Raw genomic sequence first — 16887 nt, 5'->3', positions numbered from 1 at the left:
CGCACGTCATGAGTCCCTTCACCGGCTCCGCCGCCCGCACCCCCGGCTGGGAGCATCTGCGCGTCGACGTCGCCGACGGCGTCGCGACCGTCACCCTGGCCCGGCCCGAGAAACTCAACGCGCTCACCTTCGGCGCCTACGCCGATCTGCGCGACCTGCTCGCGGAGCTGTCCCGGGAGCGGTCCGTACGGGCCCTGGTGCTGGCCGGCGAGGGCCGCGGCTTCTGCTCCGGCGGCGACGTCGACGAGATCATCGGCGCCACCCTCGGCATGGACACCGCCCGGCTACTGGACTTCAACCGGATGACCGGGCAGGTGGTCCGCGCCGTCCGGGAGTGCCCGTTCCCGGTGATCGCGTCGCTGCACGGCGTGGCGGCGGGTGCCGGAGCTGTCCTCGCCCTGGCCGCGGACTTCCGCGTCGCCGACCCGACGACCCGCTTCGCCTTCCTCTTCACCCGCGTCGGCCTCTCCGGCGGTGACATGGGCGCGGCCTACCTCCTGCCCCGGGTCGTCGGCCTGGGCCACGCGACCCGCCTGCTGATGCTGGGCGACCCCGTCCGCGCCCTGGAGGCCGAGCGCATCGGCCTGATCAGCGAACTGACGGAGGAGGGCCGGGCGGACGAGACGTCCCGGCAACTGGCCCACCGCCTGGCAGAAGGCCCGGCCTTGGCGTACGCCCAGACCAAGGCACTCCTGACGGCTGAGCTGGACATGCCCTTGGCGGCCTCGATCGAACTCGACGCCTCGACCCAGGCCCTGCTGATGACGGGAGAGGACTACGCCGAGTTCCACGCGGCGTTCACGGAGAAGCGCCCCCCGAAATGGAGCGGACGATAGTGGACGCCCCCACAGGGGCGCGGGAAACTGCGCGACAGGCCGCAACGCACCCGCGCCCGCACCACGACACGAGCCACCCCCTGCGCGTCGCGATCGTCGGCGGCGGCCCCGGCGGCCTCTACGCCGCCGCCCTCCTCAAACGCCTCGACCCGAACCGGCACATCACCGTCTGGGAACGCAACGCCCCCGACGACACCTTCGGCTTCGGCGTCGTCCTCTCCGACGAAACCCTCGGCGGCATCGAACACGCCGACCCGGAGGTCTACCAGGCCCTCCAGCAGCACTTCACCCGCTGGGACGACATCGACATCGTCCACCGCGGCAGCCGGCACACCTCCGGCGGACACGGTTTCGCGGCCCTGGGCCGCAAGCGGCTGCTCGAAATCCTCCACACCCGCTGCCGCGACCTCGGCGTCGACCTGCGCTTCCACACCGAGGCCCCGGACGACCTCCCGCACACCCACGACCTGGTCATCGCCGCCGACGGTGTCCACAGCACCACCCGCGAGACCCATGCGGACGTCTTCCGCCCCCGGGTGACGTCCCACCGCTGCCGCTACATCTGGCTCGCCGCCGACTTCCCCTTCGACTCCTTCCGCTTCGAGATCGCCGAGACCGAACACGGCGTCATGCAGCTCCACGGCTACCCCTACGCCCCGGACGCCTCGACGGTGATCGTCGAGATGCGCGAAGAGGTCTGGCACGCCGCCGGTTTCGACGAGCTGGGCACGGCGGAGTCGATCGAGCGCTGCGCCAAGATCTTCGCGGAGGCGCTCCGCGGTCGCCCCCTGCAGTCGAACAACTCCACGTGGACGACGTTCCGCACGGTGGTCAACGACCGCTGGTCGCACGGCAATCTCGTCCTCCTCGGGGACGCCGCCCACACCGCCCACTTCTCCATCGGCTCCGGCACCAAGCTCGCCGTGGAGGACGCGCTGGCCCTGGCCGCATGCCTGGAGGAGCAGGGCTCGCTGTCCGAGGCCCTGGCCGCCTACGAGACGGAGCGGCGCCCCGTCGTCGCCTCCACGCAGCGCGCGGCCCGGGCCAGCCTGGAGTGGTTCGAGAACCTCCCCCTGTACGTGGACCAGCCGCCCCGCCAGTTCGCCTTCAACCTGCTCACCCGCAGCCGCCGCGTCACGCACGACAACCTGCGGCTGCGCGACGCCCGCTTCACGCAGCGGGTGGAGCGCGAGTTCGGCTGCCCGCCCGGCACGCCCCCGATGTTCACGCCGTTCCGGCTGCGCGGACTGACCCTGCGCAACCGGGTCGTCGTCTCGCCCATGGACATGTACTCGGCGGTCGACGGCGTCCCGGGCGACTTCCACCTCGTCCACCTGGGCGCCCGGGCGCTGGGCGGGGCCGGGCTGGTGATGACCGAGATGGTGTGCGTCAGCGAGCAGGGCCGGATCACGCCCGGCTGCGCCGGCCTCTACACCGGCCGGCAGGCCGAGGCCTGGAAGCGGATCACGAACTTCGTGCACGCCCAGGCACCCGGCACCGCCATCGGCGTGCAGCTCGGCCACAGCGGCCGCAAGGGCTCCACGAAACTGATGTGGGAGGGCATGGACGAGCCGCTGGAGGAGGGCAACTGGCCGCTCGTGGCTCCCTCCGCGCTGCCGTACAAGGAGTTCAGCCAGACGCCGCGTGAGCTGTCCCGTGCCCAGCTGACCGACGTCCGGGAGCAGTTCACGGCGTCCGCGGTGCGCGCCGCCCGGGCCGGCTTCGACCTGCTGGAACTGCACTGCGCGCACGGCTACCTGCTGTCCGGCTTCCTCTCCCCGCTGACGAACCGGCGCACCGACGCCTACGGCGGCTCCCTGGAGAAGCGGCTGCGCTTCCCGCTGGAGGTCTTCGACGCCGTACGGAACGTGTGGCCGGGGGAGCGGCCCATGACCGTCCGCATCTCCGCCGCCGACTGGGCCGAGGGCGGGACGACCCCGGAGGAGGCCGTCGAGATCGCCCGGGCCTTCGCCGCGCACGGCGCGGACGCGATCGACGTGTCGACGGGCCAGGTCGTGGCCGACGAGCGGCCGGAGTTCGGGCGGTCGTACCAGACGCCGTTCGCGGACCGGATCCGCCACACCACCGGCGTCCCGGTGATCGCGGTCGGCGCGATCTCCTCCTGGGACGACGTCAACTCCCTGATCCTGGCGGGCCGCACCGACCTCTGCGCCCTCGCCCGCCCCCACCTCTACGACCCCCACTGGACCCTGCACGCGGCGGCCGAGCAGGGCTACTCGGGGCCGGGCGCGCCCTGGCCGGCCCCGTACCGCGCGGGCAGCCGGCGCCCCCAGACGGGCCGCCTGGACGCCCCGAAGCCGCGACTGGATCTCGGAGGCGGTGACGCCCGCGGACGTTAGGATCCGTGGCATGCCCCTGACGCTGGACGACGTGGACCGGTTCGAAGCCTCCCGACCTCGCCTGGAGGCCGTGGCCTACCGGATGCTCGGGTCGGCGAGTGAGGCCGAGGACGCCGTCCAGGAGACGTTCCTGCGCTGGCAGGCCGCCGACACCGGCCGCATCGAGGTCCCCGAGGCCTGGCTGACGAAGGTGCTCACCAACCTGTGCCTCAACCAGCTCACCTCGGCCCGTGCCCGGCGTGAGACCTACGTGGGGCAGTGGCTGCCCGAGCCGCTGCTCGCCGGGGACCCGATGCTGGGGCCGGCCGACACCGCCGAGCAGCGCGAGTCGGTCTCGTACGCGGTGCTCGTCCTGCTGGCGCGCCTCTCCCCGAACGAGCGGGCCGTGTACGTCCTGCGCGAGGCCTTCGACTATCCGCACCGGGAGATCGCGGAGATCCTCGACATCACCGAGGCCTCCAGCCAGCAGATCTTCCACCGCGCGAAGAAGCACGTCGCGGACGGCAGGGCCCGTACCCGCACCGAGATCGACGAGGCCGCCGCCCGGCGGATCATCGGCGAGTTCCTCGCTGCCGCCTCCAGCGGCAAGACCGAGCCGCTCGTGCAGCTGCTCACCGGGGACGCCGTCGCGGTCGGCGACGGCGGCGGGAAGGTCCCCGCGCGCGCCCGGGCGTTCGAGGGAGCCCTCGCGGTCGCGAAGTTCATGCGGGGTCTGTTCAAGCCCAGCGCGGCCAAGCGTGCCCTGGTCGGCGGCTCGCCCGACGTGTACGCCTGGAGCGCCAACGGCGACCCCGCCCTCGTGGTGGTCCTCGACGGCCGGGTCATCGGCGTCATGTGCCTGGAGGTCGCCGACGACGGCATCATGGCGTTCCGCAACCAGGTCAATCCCGACAAGCTCGAACGCGCGACCCGCCTGTGGGCCGCGGACGACCGCGGAGAGCCCCTGCTCAGGGTCTTCTGACCCGACTCACCGCCATGTGACGTGGATCACATCGCGCTCCTGTCAGGAAACGGCGGGCCGCCCGGTTCAAGAGGCGAAACCCGCTGAAGACAGCCGTCATGACAGGAGCCACGCCATGCAGCACCGCATCGTCGTCCTCGGAGCCGGCTACACCGGAGCCACCGCCGCCGGGCGCCTCGCCCGGCGACTGCACCGAGAAGACGTCGCCATCACCCTGGTCAACGCCGAGCCCGACTTCGTCGAGCGCGTCCGGATGCATCAGCTCGCAGCCGGCCAGGACCTCGCGCCCCGGCCCTTCGACGAGATGTTCGAGGGCACCGGCGTCGCGCTGAAGCAGGGGAAGGTCACCGCCGTCGACGTGGACCGCAGGACCGTCACCGTCGCTGCCCCGGACAGCGCGGAAGGGCGGGAGGACGAGGTCCTGCCGTACGACACGCTCGTGTACGCCCTCGGCAGCGGCTGGAATGACCAGGGCGTGCCCGGCAGCGCCGAGCACGCCCACGACATCGCCGGCCGCCCCGGAGCGCTCCGGCTGCGCGAGCGCCTTTCCGGCCTGGCCGCCGGGGAGTCCGTGGTCGTGGTCGGCGGCGGCCTCACCGGGGTGGAGGCGGCGACCGAGATCGCCGAGGCCCGGCCGGACCTCGACGTCGCCCTGGCCGTCCGCGGCGGATTCGGCGACTGGCTCTCGCCCAAGGGCGGCGCGCACCTGCGCAAGACCTTCGACCGGCTCGGCATCACCGTCCACGAGCACACCGCTGTCACCGCCGTCGACGCCGACCGCGTCACCACCGCCGACGGCACGGCCCTCCCGGCCGCGGTCACCGTGTGGACCACGGGCTTCGCCGTCCACCCGATCGCCCGGGCCACCACCCTGGAGGTCTCCGGCACCGGGCAGATCGTGGTCGACCGGACCATGCGCTCCGTGTCGCACCCGGACGTGTACGCCGTCGGCGACGCGGCCCTGGCGATGGGCCCGGGAAACAAGCCGCTGCGGATGTCGTGCGCCTCGGGCGTCCCCACCGCCTGGCAGGCCGCCGACGCCATCGCGGCCCGGCTGACCGGCGGCAAGGTCCCGAACGTGCCGGTGCGCTACTTCAACCAGTGCATCTCGCTGGGCCGCAAGGACGGCCTGATCCAGTACGTCACCGCCGACGACCGTGCGAAGTCCGCGGCCCTGACCGGCCGGCTCGCCGCCCTCTACAAGGAGATCATCTGCAAGGGCGCGGCCTGGGGTGTCGCCCACCCGACGGTGCTGCCGGTGCGGCGCCGCCGCGTCGTGCGGGAGACCGCCGTCGTCCCGGAGGGCGCGCCCGTCAGGACGGCGGCCTGACCCGTGGGGACGCCGGCCGTCTCAGACCGGGTAGGCGTGGGTCTGCACCGCCTTCACGGTGGCCCAGACCTCCGCGCCCGGGTGCAGGCCGAGTTCGGCCGCGGCGACCGTCGTCAGGTCGGCGGCGAGGGGCAGTTCACCGGTGAGGTCGGCCCGGATCTGGTCGCCGTGGGTCTCCAGACCGGCCACCTCGCAGCGCCACAGGTTGCGGGCGCTGGAGCCGGTGGGCCGCTCGCGGTGCAGGGTGACCGCGCTCGGCGGGAACGCCACGTGGACCGGGCCGGACAAAACCTCGGTGGTGGTGAGGGCCGGGCCGTCGGCGAGCCGTACGGTGTGCCCGTCGGCCTCGCCCCGGTAGAGGTTCAGGCCGACCAGCCGGGCGATGTAGTCCGTGCGGGGGTGACGGGCGATGTCGGCCGGGGTGCCCTCCTGGACGACCCGGCCGTGCTCCACGACCACCAGCCGGTCGGCCAGCACCATGGCGTCGAGCGGATCATGGGTGACGAGCACGGCCACCGCCTCGAAGTCGGCCAGATGGCGCCGAAGCCCGGCGCGCACCTCCAGGCGGGTACGGGCGTCCAGGGCCGCCAGCGGCTCGTCGAGCAGCAGCAGCCGGGGCCGGGTCGCCAGGGCGCGGGCGAGGGCGACGCGCTGGGCCTGCCCGCCGGAGAGCCTGCGCGGCCTGGCAGCGGCGTGCTCCGTGAGGCCCAGCCGGTCGAGCCACTCCGCGGCCTGCGCACGGGCCTCGGCCTTGGTCGCGCCCTGGCAGCGGGGGCCGAAGGCGACATTGTCGAGGGCCGTGAGGTGGGGGAAGAGCAGGTAGTCCTGGAAGACGACCCCGACCGGCCGGGCCTCCGGCGGTGTACGGTCCAGCTCTGTGCCGTCCAGCCGCAGATGGCCGTCGGTGAGTGGGGTCAGACCGGCCAGCGCCCGCAACGCCGTGGTCTTGCCGGCGCCGTTCGGCCCGAGCAGGGCGACGACCTCGCCGGGTGCGACGGTCAGCGCCACGTCGAGGCGGAAGCCGCCGCGGTCCACGACGAGGCGGGCGTCGAGCCCGTCACCGGCGGTACGGGTGTGCGCGTCCTGCTCGTGGGTCTCGGTCATCCGGCACGCATCCAGTGGGTCTCGGTCATCCGGCACGCAGCCAGCGGTCGCGCAACCCCGCCAGCACCGCGATCGACACGGCCAGCAGCACCAGGCTGAGGGCGATCGCGGCCTCCGGGTCGCTCTGCAGGGCCAGGTAGACGGCCAGGGGCATCGTCTGGGTGCGGCCGGGGAAGTTGCCGGCGAAGGTGATCGTCGCACCGAACTCGCCGAGCGCACGCGCCCAGGCGAGAACCGCGCCCGCGGCGATGCCCGGCGCGATCAGCGGCAATGTGACCCGGCGGAACGCCGTGAAGCGGGACGCGCCCAAAGTGGTGGCCGCCTCCTCGTAGCGCGGGTCGGCGGCCCGCAGGGTGCCCTCGACACTGATGACGAGGAACGGCATCGCCACGAACGCCTCCGCGATCACGACCCCGGTCGTGGTGAAGGGCAGCGTGATCCCGAACCACGCGTCCAGCCACCGCCCGACGATGCCGTTGCGGCCGAGCGCCATCAGCAGCGCGACACCGCCGACGACCGGCGGCAGGACGAGCGGCAGGGTGACGAGGGCACGCACCAGGCCGCGGCCGGGGAAGTCGACGCGAGCCAGCAGCCACGCCAGCGGCACGCCGAGGACCAGGCTCACCGCGGTCGCCGCCGTGGCGCACAGCAGGGACAGCCTGAGGGCCTGCCACACCTCCGGACTGGTCAGCTGCTCGGGCAGGCCCTGCCACGGGGCCCGGGCGAGCAGGGCGACCAGCGGCACCATCAGGAAGGCCAGGCCGAGCAGCGCGGGGACCAGCAGGGGCAGCGGCACGCCCGTGCGGACACTCCGGCGCCGCGGACCGCCCCGGAGGGTGTCGGCCGCGGTGCGGGACTTGTCGAGCGGGGACGTCACGGCTTGAGGAATCCCGCTCCGCTCAGGACCTTCTGCCCCTCGGCGGACCGCACCAGGGCGATGAACGCGTTGGCGGCCTCGGCGTTCCGCGCGTCCTTGAGCAGGGCGATCGGGTAGTCGTTGACGGCGTCGGCGGACTCGGGGAACTCCACGCCCTCCACCTTGTCACCCGCCGCGCGCACATCGGTCTGGTAGACGACGGCGGCGTCGGCCTCCCTCAGCTCGACCTTGGTCAGCGCGGCCTTGACGTCCTGCTCGTAGGAGACGGGCGTGAGCTTCAGCCTGCTCGCGTCCAGGGCCTTCTGGGCGGCGGCGCCGCACGGCACCTCCTTGTCGCAGAGCACGACCTTCAGGTCCGGCCCGGTGAGGTCCCTGAGGCTGGTGACCTTGTGCGGGTTGCCCGGCAGGGTGGCGATCTCCAGCTTGTTGCGGACGAAGGTCGCGGGCGTCCCCGAGGCGTCACCGGCGCCCGTGACGATCTTCATCGTCTTGGGGCTGGCCGCGGCGAAGACGTCGGCCGGGGCGCCACCGGTGATGCTCGCGGCGAGGGAGTCGCTGCCGCCGAAACTGAAGGTGACCTCGGTGCCGGGGTGCTCCTTCTCGAACTGCTTGCCCAGCGTCGTGAAGCTCTCCTTCAGCGAGGCCGCGGCGAACACGGTCACCTCGCCGGAGAGCCTGCCCGGCCCTGAGGGGTCCGGCTTCGCCGAGGAGTCCGAGTCGGACGAGCAGGCACTCAGCCCCAGCAGGGCGGCGGCTCCCACCGCGGCCACCTGGAGCGGGCGGCGGGGCGGGCGCACGGTACGGGTCGGCACGGGTCTTCTCCCTCGGGTGAGTATGCGCCGATGATAATGCCGCAGATGCAAGGGGAAAGGTCCCTGTGGGTTCGCATGAGCCGGGACTGTGATCTCCAGGGGTGGCATGTGCGTTCGTACGGAGGTGTGGGCCGGGGCTCTGGAGGAGCAGGTCGGGGTGCCTACTCGGTGCGGTCGCGCCGCCAGTGGTGTTCGAGGGCCCAGCGGCCGAGGAGTGCCCCGCCGTAGACGACGTAGCCCACGCCGATGAGCCAGGACTCCACGACCAGGACGACGCCCATCGCCCCGTAGCTGATCGCGTTGGTGACGATGAGGGGGGTGAAGACGAAGTAGGAGAACATGCGCAGCCCGCCCAGCCCCAGCATGGTGGCCAGTGCACCCGGGAGCAGATCACGCCAGCGGACCTGCCCGCCCAGCAGGAAGCGTTGCCCCCACCAGAAGAACAGCACACCGGACGCCGAGCTCAGCGCGATCCGCTCCGGCCCCGAGACGAGGCTGCGTGTCTGCACCTCCTGGTACAGGTACGCGGTCATCGCGATCATCCACACCGCCTGCCGCCAGACGCGGTGCCACGGCCCCGAGGGCAGGCCCCAGATCCGCTCGTAACCGTTCTGCACGCTCCCGCCGAAGGCGATGCCGAAGACGGCGAGCGCCACACCGCCGAGCGCGCTCGTGGTGCCGATGACCTTGCGCGGCGGGCTGATGATGTCCGTGAGCACCCGCGCGGACCGCCCCGACAGCCCCATGCCGTCGGCCAGCCACGAGGCGAAGCCGCCGCGTCCCAGGGGGTCGGCGGCGGCGACCACGATCAGCAGCGGCGCCAGCGTCACCAGCGCGAGCGTGGCGAACCCGGTGGCCCGGTGCATCAACTCCACCTCACGGCCCCGCCGGACGAGGGTATGGGCACCGGCCCGCTCCCACCCGCCGTGCACCGAACGCCCCAGCCGCCTCACGTCAGCCGACCCGCTTGAACGCCCGCCGCTCTCGGGACCCGACCCGCACGAATCCCCGTCGCGCCCGGAGTCCGATCCATCCGGACGTCCGCCGCGCCCGGAATCCGACCCGCGCGAACGCCCGCCGCTTCCGGGAACCGCCCCGTGCGAACGCCCGTCGCTCTCGGTGGTGTGGTGACGGTCATGCCTCGGCCCGCCTCCCGCTCCGTGCTCCGTCCGCTCGCGGACATCGTTGACCGTTCGGCGGCGGGGCAAACGCCGCAAACCGGGCGGCACCCGCCGGATCAGAGTCCGACGAACTCCGCCCCCGCGTCCCGCAGCCGCTCGTGCAGCCCCCGGAACACCGCCGACGAGCGGGCCCCCGGCCAGTCCGCGGGAAGCAGCTCGGACGGCAGGCCCGGGTCGGTGTAGGGGAGGTGACGCCAGGAGTCCAGGGCCAGCAGGTAGTCCCGGTAGGCCTCCTCGGCCGGGGTGTCCTCCCGCTTCTCCCAGTCGTGCAGGACGCGCGCGTGGCGGTCGAGGAACGCCTCGTGCTCCTTGGCGATGGCCGCCAGGTCCCACCACCGGGCGACGGCCTCTGCGGTCGGGGCGAAGCCCAGGTGGTCACCGCGGAAGAAATCGACGTACCCGTCCAGCCGCAGCCGCTGCAGCGTGTGCCGTGTCTCCTCGTACAGCCGCGCGGGCGCGATCCACACCCCCGGAGCGGCCGTGCCGAAGCCGAGCCCGGCCAGCCGGGAGCGCAGCACGTGCCGCTTCTGCCGCTCCGACTCCGGCACCGAGAACACCGCGAGCACCCAGCCCTCGTCCTCGGGCGGGGCGGCGGCATAGATGCGGCGGTCACCGTCGTCGAGCAACTGACGGGCGTCCGGGGACAGTTCGTAACCGGCCGCGCCCTGTGCGGTGCGGGCCGGTACGAGCAGTCCGCGTCTCTTCAGCCGCGACACCGAGGAGCGTACGGACGGGGCGTCCACGCCGGCGGCGGCCAGGAGCCGGATCAGTTCGGCCACCGGCACGGGGCCCGGCACGAAGCGGCCGTACGCGCCGTAGAGCGTGACGATGAGAGACCGTGGTGCATGCTGGTCGGACACGTTGATCATCTTAGGTCGTACGGATCATTCGCGGTCGCGTTCCGGTACCCCCGGTGCACGCAGTCTGAACCGCTGGAGCTTGCCGGTGGCCGTGCGCGGCAGCGCGTCCAGGAAGACGATCTCCCGCGGGCACTTGTAGGGCGCCAGTTCGCCCTTCACGAAGGCACGCAGCGCCTCGGCGTCGCGCCGCGCGCCCTCCTTGAGGACGGCGAAGGCCAGCACGACCTGACCGCGGGCCTCGTCGGGCCGGCCCACGACCGCCGCCTCCACCACGTCCGGGTGCCGCAGCAGCGCGTCCTCAACCTCGGGGCCGGCGATGTTGTACCCGGCCGAGATGATCATGTCGTCGGCGCGGGCGACATAGCGGAAGTAGCCGTCGGGGTCGCGGACGTAGGTGTCGCCGGTGACGTTCCAGCCGCCGCGCACGTAGTCCCGCTGCCGCGGGTCGGCGAGGTACCGGCAGCCGACCGGCCCGCGTACGGCGAGCAGCCCCGGCTGTCCGTCGGGTACGGGTTCGCCGTCCTCGTCCTGCACGCGCGCGTGCCAGCCCGGCACCGGAACGCCCGTGGTCCCCGGGCGGATCCGCTCGTCGGCGGCGGAGATGAAGATGTGCAGCAGCTCGGTGGCGCCGATGCCGTTGATGACGCGCAGACCCGTGCGCTCGTGCCAGGCCTGCCAGGTCGCCGCGGGCAGGTTCTCGCCGGCCGAGACGCAGCGGCGCAGGGAGGACAGGTCGTGCCCGTCGAGCTCGTCGAGCATCGCACGGTACGCCGTCGGGGCGGTGAACAGCACGGAGACCCGGTGCCGGGCGATGGCGGGCAGCAGCTGCCGGGGGCCTGCCTGTTCGAGGAGCAGTGCGCTCGCTCCGGCCCGCAGCGGGAAGACCACCAGTCCGCCGAGGCCGAAGGTGAAGCCCAGTGGGGGGCTGCCCGTGAACACGTCGTCGGGGACGGGCTTCAGGACGTGCCGCGAGAAGGTGTCGGCGATCGCCAGGACGTCCCGGTGGAGGTGCATGCAGCCCTTGGGGCGGCCGGTGGTGCCCGAGGTGAAGGCGATCAGTGCCACGTCGTCGGCCGCCGTCGCCACGGCCTCGTACGGGGTTCCGGGCGCCGGGCGTCTGAGGAGGTCGTCCGGGGCGTCCCCGCCGTAGGCCGTGATCCGCAGGCCCGGGACCTCGGCCTTGGCGAGGTCGTCGACGGCCCGGATGTCGCACAGGGCGTGCCGCACCCGGGCGATCTCGCACATCGTGCTCAGTTCGTGCGGGCGCTGCTGGGCGAGCACCGTGACCGCCACGGCCCCCGCCTTCAGCACCGCCAGCCAGCAGGCCGCGAGCCAGGGGGTGGTGGGGCCGCGCAGCAGCACCCGGTTGCCGGGGACGACGCCGAGTTCGCCGGTGAGCAGATGGGCGATGCGGTCCACCCGGGTGCGCAGGTCGCCGTACGTCCACGGCTCGCCGGCGTTGGTGAGGAAGGCCGGGCGCTCGTCGGGCGGGCCGTGCAGCAGTTCGGCGGCGCAGTTGAGCCGTTCGGGGTAGTGCAGCTCCGGCAAGTCGAAGCGGAGCTCGGGCCATTGGTCCGGGGGTGGGAGATGGTCCCGGGCGAAGGTGTCGACGTGGGCCGTGCCCCGTGGATTCATACGGTTCGCCCCCTATGGCGTGGTGGGCTCGCCCCTGGAGCGTATCGTGTTGGTGACGACAGTCAACGGTCCGCGATAGCCTCGGAGTGGCCCGGCCGGAACGCAGGGTGGCGGAGAAGGGACCGGCGAATGACCGCATTCTCGCTCGAACCGGTACAACTCGCCTGGTGTGCGGAACTGCGCGCCCTGGCAGCGGAGCGGCTCGGCCCGCTGGCCGACAAGGGGGAAACGGGGCGGGTGAACCGCGCGCTCGTCGCCGAACTCGGCAGCCTCGGACTGCTCGGACGCCTGTTCACCTCGGGCGCGCTCGACCTGTGCCTGATGCGGGAGTCCCTGGCCTACGCCTGCACGGAGGCCGAGACGGCCCTGGCCCTCCAGGGCCTCGGCGCCCACCCGGTCCACGCGTACGGCACCCGGGCCCAACGCGACCGGTGGCTCCCCGGGGTGACAGCGGGCACGGCGATCGCGGCCTTCGCCCTGAGCGAGCCGGGCGCGGGCTCGGACGCGGCGGCGCTGGAGCTCCGGGCGGAGGCGGACGCCGCCGCACAGGACGACCGGGCATCGGACGCCCCACCGTCCGCCGCCGATCCGGCACTCACCGCCGCCCCCGACGGCCCCGCACGCTGGCGGCTCAGCGGGGAGAAGTGCTGGATCTCCAACGCCCCCGAGGCCGACTTCTACACGGTCTTCGCCCGCACCACCCCGGGCGCCGGGGCCCGGGGCGTCACCGCCTTCCTCGTGCCCGCCGACCGTCCGGGCCTGACCGGCCGCGGTCTCGACATGCTCTCGCCGCACCCGATCGGAGCCCTCGACTTCGACGCCGTACCGGTGACGGCCGACGACGTGCTCGGCGAGACCGACCGGGGCTTCCGGGTCGCCATGGGGACGCTCAACCTGTTCCGGCCCAGCGTCGGCGCGTTCGCGGTCGGCATGGCGCAGGCGGCCCTGGACGCCACCCTCGCCCACACCGCCGGGCGGGACGCCTTCGGCGGCAAGCTCAAGGACCTGCAAACCGTCGCGCACCAGGTCGCCGAGATGGCCGTGCGCACGGAGGCGGCCCGGCTGATGGTCCACGCGGCGGCGTCGGCGTACGACGCGGACGCCCCGGACGTGCCCAGGCGCTCCGCCATGGCGAAACTCCTCGCCACCGAGACCGCGCAGTACGTCGTCGACACGGCCGTCCAGCTGCACGGCGCCCGGGCCCTGCAGCGCGGCCATCTGCTCGAACACCTCTACCGCGAGGTGCGCGCCCCGCGTATCTACGAAGGGGCCAGCGAGGTGCAACGCGGCATCATCGCCAAGGAGTTGTACGCCCGTCAGGAGGCCCGGTGAGCACCGAGCGCGTCAACCCGCCCGAGCTGTCCCCGCCGGCCGGCTTCTCCCACGCCGTGGTGGCCTCCGGGTCGAGGGTGGTGTTCCTCGCGGGCCAGACCGCCCTGGACGCCGACGGCAAGGTGGTCGGCCGTACTCTGCCCGAGCAGTTCGAGCGGGCCCTGACCAACCTGCTGGCCGCCCTCGCGGCGGCCGGCGGCACCCCGTCCGACCTGGCCCGTGTCACCGTCTACGCCACGGATGTCGAGGCGTACCGCGCGCACGCGTCCGAACTGGGCCGTCTGTGGCGCGAGTCGGCCGGCCGGGACTACCCCGCCATGGCGGTCGTCCAGGTCGTCCGGCTGTGGGACAGCGAGGCCATGGTGGAGCTGGACGGCTTCGCGGTCCTGCCGTAGGGCCTCGGGCGGCCCGGGCCGAGGCTCCGGTCAGGCCGCGACGGCCAGGTGGACCGCCGCCATCCGGCGGGGCTGCACCACGCGCCCGTCCGGACGCAGTTCGCCGGTGTCGTCGAAGACGACCGTCCCGTCGCACAGCAGGTTCCAGCCCTGCTCGGGGTGGGCCGCGACGACGTGCGCGGCGGGGGAGTCGGTCGCGGGGCACTGGGGCTGGTGGGCACACATGGCGCACCTCCACGTCGGTAGGGCCATCCGAAGGGTTCGTATGACTCGTACGGACCGACCATCCCGCCGTCCCCCAATGATCGGAACGGCCCGGCGGGAAGCGTGACACGCCCCGGACATACCCGGGACGGTTCCACGACGGCCGGTGCGGACTCGCCACCGCGAAGGGGTGGGGATGACCGGTGCCGACCCACCGGGCCGGTACGAGGGGAAGCCGCAATCCCACCCCTTCGCGAGGTTTCCCTCATGCCTGTGCGACCTCTTCTCGGCACGGCGGCCGGGCCGCGCTGCTCCTGCTCACGGAGGCGGGTGCGGCGCCCGCCCCCCGCCTCCGTCCCCGACCCGACCGGCTCCGTCACGGTCGACGCCGTGGGCATGCGCGCCTGCTGGTGTGCGACGAGGTGACCGCGACGCTCGCCGCCTCCACCGCCGCCGCCCGGGGCGCGTCCGTCGACGACCCCGGAGGGTCAGTGGTCGTCCCAGTGGCCGTCGTGGGCCGCGTGGCGGTGGCCGTCGTGCACGTAGTCCGTGTGGTCGCCGTGCCGCACGGCCTGGTGACCGCAGGTGTCGCCGTGCTCGTGGTCGTGGTTGCGGTGCACCGTGTGGCCGGTGTTCGCGCACTCGTCGGCGTGTCCCTCGTGCATCCGGTGGATGTGGCCGTCGTGGGCGTAGTCGGTGTGGTCGCCGTGGGGGAAGGCGAGATGACCGCAGTCGTCGCCGTGGGTGTGCCCGTGGTCGTCGTGGGTGGCGTGCTCGGCGGTGGTCATGGGGGCTCCTCGCGTGGACGCGTGACCGCTCGCGGGGCTCGCGCCGGGACCGGTGGGGCGATGTCGACGTGGAGCGGTCTCCGCATGCAGTGTCGGAGCATCCGCCCCCGGCCGCACCCGGTGCGGGGCGTGCGAGTGAAGCGCTGCTAGCGCACCGCGACGACCACGCAGCTGTCGCCGTACTGCCACACCGGGCCGGCCTGGGCGAAGCCCGCCTGCCGGAGCAGCTCCACATGGGTGGGGAGGGGGAGCTCCGCGGGGCGGCCGGTGCCGGATGCCGCGCGGCGTCGGCGCTCCGCGAGCAGGTCGGTCAGCTCCGGGTCGTCACGGACCCCGGCCCACCAGGAGTCCCAGTCCTCCTGCGCGAACACGCGCTGCCGGTCGGCCCGGCACCGCCCGACGTGGGCGGCGATCCGGGCGGGGCCCGCCTCGCCCGGCGGGAGGTGGTCGCCGTTGACGAGAACGCCCCCGGGGCGCAGCAGCACGGCCAGCTGCCGGTAGGTGGCGAGCAGGGTGTCGCGGTCGAGGTAGTGCAGGGCCGTGGTGGAGACCGCCGCGTCCAGGGGCCGGTCCAGGTCCAGGGCCCACGTCCAGCCGGGCGCGCCGATCTCGGCGTCGACGTAGCGGGCCGCGTCCGGGTGGTGGGTGCGTCCCAGCTCCAGCAGGAGGGGGTCCCGGTCCACGGCCACGATCTCCGCGTCCGGCAGCCGTCGGACCAGCCGGGCCGCGAGGGAGCCGGGCCCGCAGCCGAGGTCCACGACGAGGGGGCGGGCGGCACACCCCGCCGTGGCGTGCTCGACGACATCGGCGATCACCGTGAACCGCTCCTCGCGGTCGACGGCGTACCGCTGCTGCTGGAGCTCCCAGCGCTCCACCCATCGCTCCGCCGTCGCCAGACTCAGCCCCATCCGGTCGCGCCACCTCGCCGTATCGCCCTGACTCCTGCCGGGCCGAGCCTACAGGTGGAAACGGTTCCCATTACGCGTAGTGGACCGTGTCATGGAAGTGAGGCGAGAACCGACAGCAGCCGGTCGATCTCCTCAACGGTGTTGTACACATGCAGACTCACCCGCACCGAACCGGTCTTCTCGCCCGCGTCCCCCTGGCAGTGATGGTCGGAGCGGACCATGAAGCCGTGGCTGAACAGGATGAACCCCAGATCGCCCGAGTCGATGGCACGGTGCCGCAGGGTCACGATGCCCAGGCGGCGCTGCACGGCCGTGTCCGCGGCCAGGCTGAGCGGGCAGCCGAGGATCTCATAGGCGTCCAGCCGGCGCAGTCCCTCCGTGAGCCGGGTCGCGAGGTCGGCCGTCCAGCGCTCGATCCGGTCGAGGCCGGCCCCCTCCAGCCAGTCCAGCGCCGCTTCCAGCGAGACGATGCCCACCGTGTTCGGGGTGCCGCTCCAGCCCCCGGGCACGAACGCCGGCCCCCGCGCCTGCCGGGCCCACACCGCCCCGGAACCGGGCAGGGCCAGCGCCTTGTGCCCGGAGAACACGACGAAGTCCACGTCCAACTCGGCCACCGAGAAGGGCAGATGGCCGACGCTCTGCGCCGCGTCCAGGCAGATGACCGCCTCCGGTCCGACGGCCTCGCGGATCCGCCGCACATTCATGTCGCCGCCGTACACGTGGTGCACATGGGTGGTGGCGACGAACCGGGTGCGCGCGCTCGCCCGTTCGGCCAGCACCCGGTGGTCGTAGTCCCCGGAGCCGCTCTGGTACGGCATCGGCACCAGCCGGATGCGCACGCCCTCGCGGGCCAGCAGCCGCTGGGCCTCCCGCCACGGCGCGATGTTGGCCTGGTGGTCGGCGTCCGGGACGACGATCTCGTCCCCGTCGCGCAGGAAGCCCGGCAGCCAGTCACGGGCGACGGTCCGCAGCCCCTCGGTGGTGCCGCCCGTGAAGTGGACGGCGGAGCTTTCCGGCCGGGGGTCGCCGAGGAACCGTGCGACGCGCTCACGGGTCCGCTCGACCAGCTCCGTGGTCCGGTTGGCCCAGGTGTAGGTGCCGCGCGCGGCGTTGGCGTTGGACGTGGTCAGGTACGACTGCACGGCGTCCAGCACGGCCCGCGGTTTCTGCGCCGTGGCCGCGCTGTCGAGGTACGCCAGCTCGGGGTGCCCGGTGACGATGGGGAACTGGGCGCGCAGCGCCCGCTGCCACGCGTGCCCATCCTCGGGCGGGATCGGTTCCTGGGGCGGTATCGGTGCGGTCAT

16 protein-coding genes are annotated in these 16887 nt (G+C 73.3%); 6 read left to right on the top strand and 10 right to left on the bottom strand.

The genetic code is table 11. From position 1 onward, the window contains the following. Positions 1-8: 8 nt before the first annotated feature. The 4 genes from ACFZDI_RS31180 to ACFZDI_RS31165 all read left to right on the top strand — a co-directional run bounded on the left by ACFZDI_RS31180 (position 9) and on the right by ACFZDI_RS31165 (position 5487). Positions 9-836, top strand: a complete 828-nt coding sequence (locus tag ACFZDI_RS31180) for an enoyl-CoA hydratase family protein (protein WP_234847227.1) — start codon at positions 9-11, stop codon at positions 834-836. After that, complete coding sequence (locus ACFZDI_RS31175) at positions 821-3196, top strand: bifunctional salicylyl-CoA 5-hydroxylase/oxidoreductase (RefSeq protein ID WP_391255084.1); 2376 nt, start codon at positions 821-823, stop codon at positions 3194-3196. Before ACFZDI_RS31180 ends, ACFZDI_RS31175 begins: the two co-directional genes overlap by 16 nt. 10 nt (positions 3197-3206) lie before the next feature. Next, positions 3207-4157, top strand: coding sequence for an RNA polymerase sigma factor SigJ (gene sigJ, locus ACFZDI_RS31170; protein WP_391255080.1), 951 nt, complete (start codon positions 3207-3209; stop codon positions 4155-4157). A gap of 115 nt (positions 4158-4272) precedes the next feature. Continuing rightward, complete coding sequence (locus tag ACFZDI_RS31165; RefSeq protein ID WP_391255077.1) at positions 4273-5487, top strand: FAD-dependent oxidoreductase; 1215 nt, start codon at positions 4273-4275, stop codon at positions 5485-5487. Positions 5488-5508: 21 nt separating this feature from the next. Here the strand turns inward: ACFZDI_RS31165 and ACFZDI_RS31160 are convergent, their stop codons facing one another. The 6 genes from ACFZDI_RS31160 to ACFZDI_RS31135 form a co-directional block, all read right to left on the bottom strand. Beyond that, positions 5509-6591: an ATP-binding cassette domain-containing protein gene (locus ACFZDI_RS31160; protein WP_391255075.1), complete on the bottom strand. Its 1083-nt coding sequence runs from the start codon at positions 6589-6591 to the stop codon at positions 5509-5511. Positions 6592-6616: 25 nt separating this feature from the next. Beyond that, a complete protein-coding gene (gene modB, locus ACFZDI_RS31155) occupies positions 6617-7468 on the bottom strand; it encodes a molybdate ABC transporter permease subunit (RefSeq protein ID WP_391255071.1) in 852 nt (283 codons plus the stop codon). Beyond that, positions 7465-8280 carry a molybdate ABC transporter substrate-binding protein gene (modA, locus tag ACFZDI_RS31150; RefSeq protein WP_391255068.1) on the bottom strand — a complete coding sequence of 272 codons (816 nt, stop codon included), beginning with the start codon at positions 8278-8280 and terminating at the stop codon, positions 7465-7467. Before modA ends, modB begins: the two co-directional genes overlap by 4 nt. 161 nt (positions 8281-8441) lie before the next feature. After that, positions 8442-9233, bottom strand: a complete 792-nt coding sequence (locus tag ACFZDI_RS31145; protein WP_391255065.1) for a ribonuclease BN — start codon at positions 9231-9233, stop codon at positions 8442-8444. 284 nt (positions 9234-9517) lie between these two features. Next, positions 9518-10330, bottom strand: coding sequence for a PaaX family transcriptional regulator C-terminal domain-containing protein (locus ACFZDI_RS31140; protein WP_234847220.1), 813 nt, complete (start codon positions 10328-10330; stop codon positions 9518-9520). 15 nt (positions 10331-10345) lie between these two features. After that, on the bottom strand, positions 10346-11956 hold the full coding sequence (locus ACFZDI_RS31135) for an AMP-binding protein (protein WP_391255062.1): 1611 nt from the start codon (positions 11954-11956) through the stop codon (positions 10346-10348). A 129-nt stretch (positions 11957-12085) separates the two neighbouring features. Between ACFZDI_RS31135 and ACFZDI_RS31130 the strand changes: the two genes are divergently transcribed. After that, positions 12086-13288 carry an acyl-CoA dehydrogenase family protein gene (locus ACFZDI_RS31130; protein ID WP_391255059.1) on the top strand — a complete coding sequence of 401 codons (1203 nt, stop codon included), beginning with the start codon at positions 12086-12088 and terminating at the stop codon, positions 13286-13288. After that, entirely contained in the window at positions 13285-13683 is a 399-nt protein-coding gene (locus ACFZDI_RS31125; protein ID WP_234847217.1) for a RidA family protein, read from the top strand. Before ACFZDI_RS31130 ends, ACFZDI_RS31125 begins: the two co-directional genes overlap by 4 nt. Positions 13684-13713: 30 nt before the next feature. On the opposite strand, the gene ACFZDI_RS31120 is transcribed toward ACFZDI_RS31125, so the two are convergent. The 4 genes from ACFZDI_RS31120 to ACFZDI_RS31105 all read right to left on the bottom strand — a co-directional run bounded on the left by ACFZDI_RS31120 (position 13714) and on the right by ACFZDI_RS31105 (position 16887). Further along, a complete protein-coding gene (locus tag ACFZDI_RS31120) occupies positions 13714-13908 on the bottom strand; it encodes a DUF5999 family protein (RefSeq protein WP_391255055.1) in 195 nt (64 codons plus the stop codon). A 467-nt stretch (positions 13909-14375) separates the two neighbouring features. Continuing rightward, a complete protein-coding gene (locus ACFZDI_RS31115) occupies positions 14376-14675 on the bottom strand; it encodes a hypothetical protein (protein WP_234847214.1) in 300 nt (99 codons plus the stop codon). A 146-nt stretch (positions 14676-14821) separates the two neighbouring features. Beyond that, complete coding sequence (locus ACFZDI_RS31110; RefSeq protein WP_391255052.1) at positions 14822-15583, bottom strand: methyltransferase domain-containing protein; 762 nt, start codon at positions 15581-15583, stop codon at positions 14822-14824. 89 nt (positions 15584-15672) lie between these two features. Then, positions 15673-16887, bottom strand: coding sequence for an aminotransferase class V-fold PLP-dependent enzyme (locus ACFZDI_RS31105; RefSeq protein WP_391255049.1), 1215 nt, complete (start codon positions 16885-16887; stop codon positions 15673-15675).

The organism is Streptomyces sp. NPDC007907, assembly GCF_042959365.1.
Classification (GTDB): domain Bacteria; phylum Actinomycetota; class Actinomycetes; order Streptomycetales; family Streptomycetaceae; genus Streptomyces; species Streptomyces indiaensis.
Note: the sequence above shows the minus strand (reverse complement) of the source record. Positions and strands in the feature narration are given on the sequence as shown.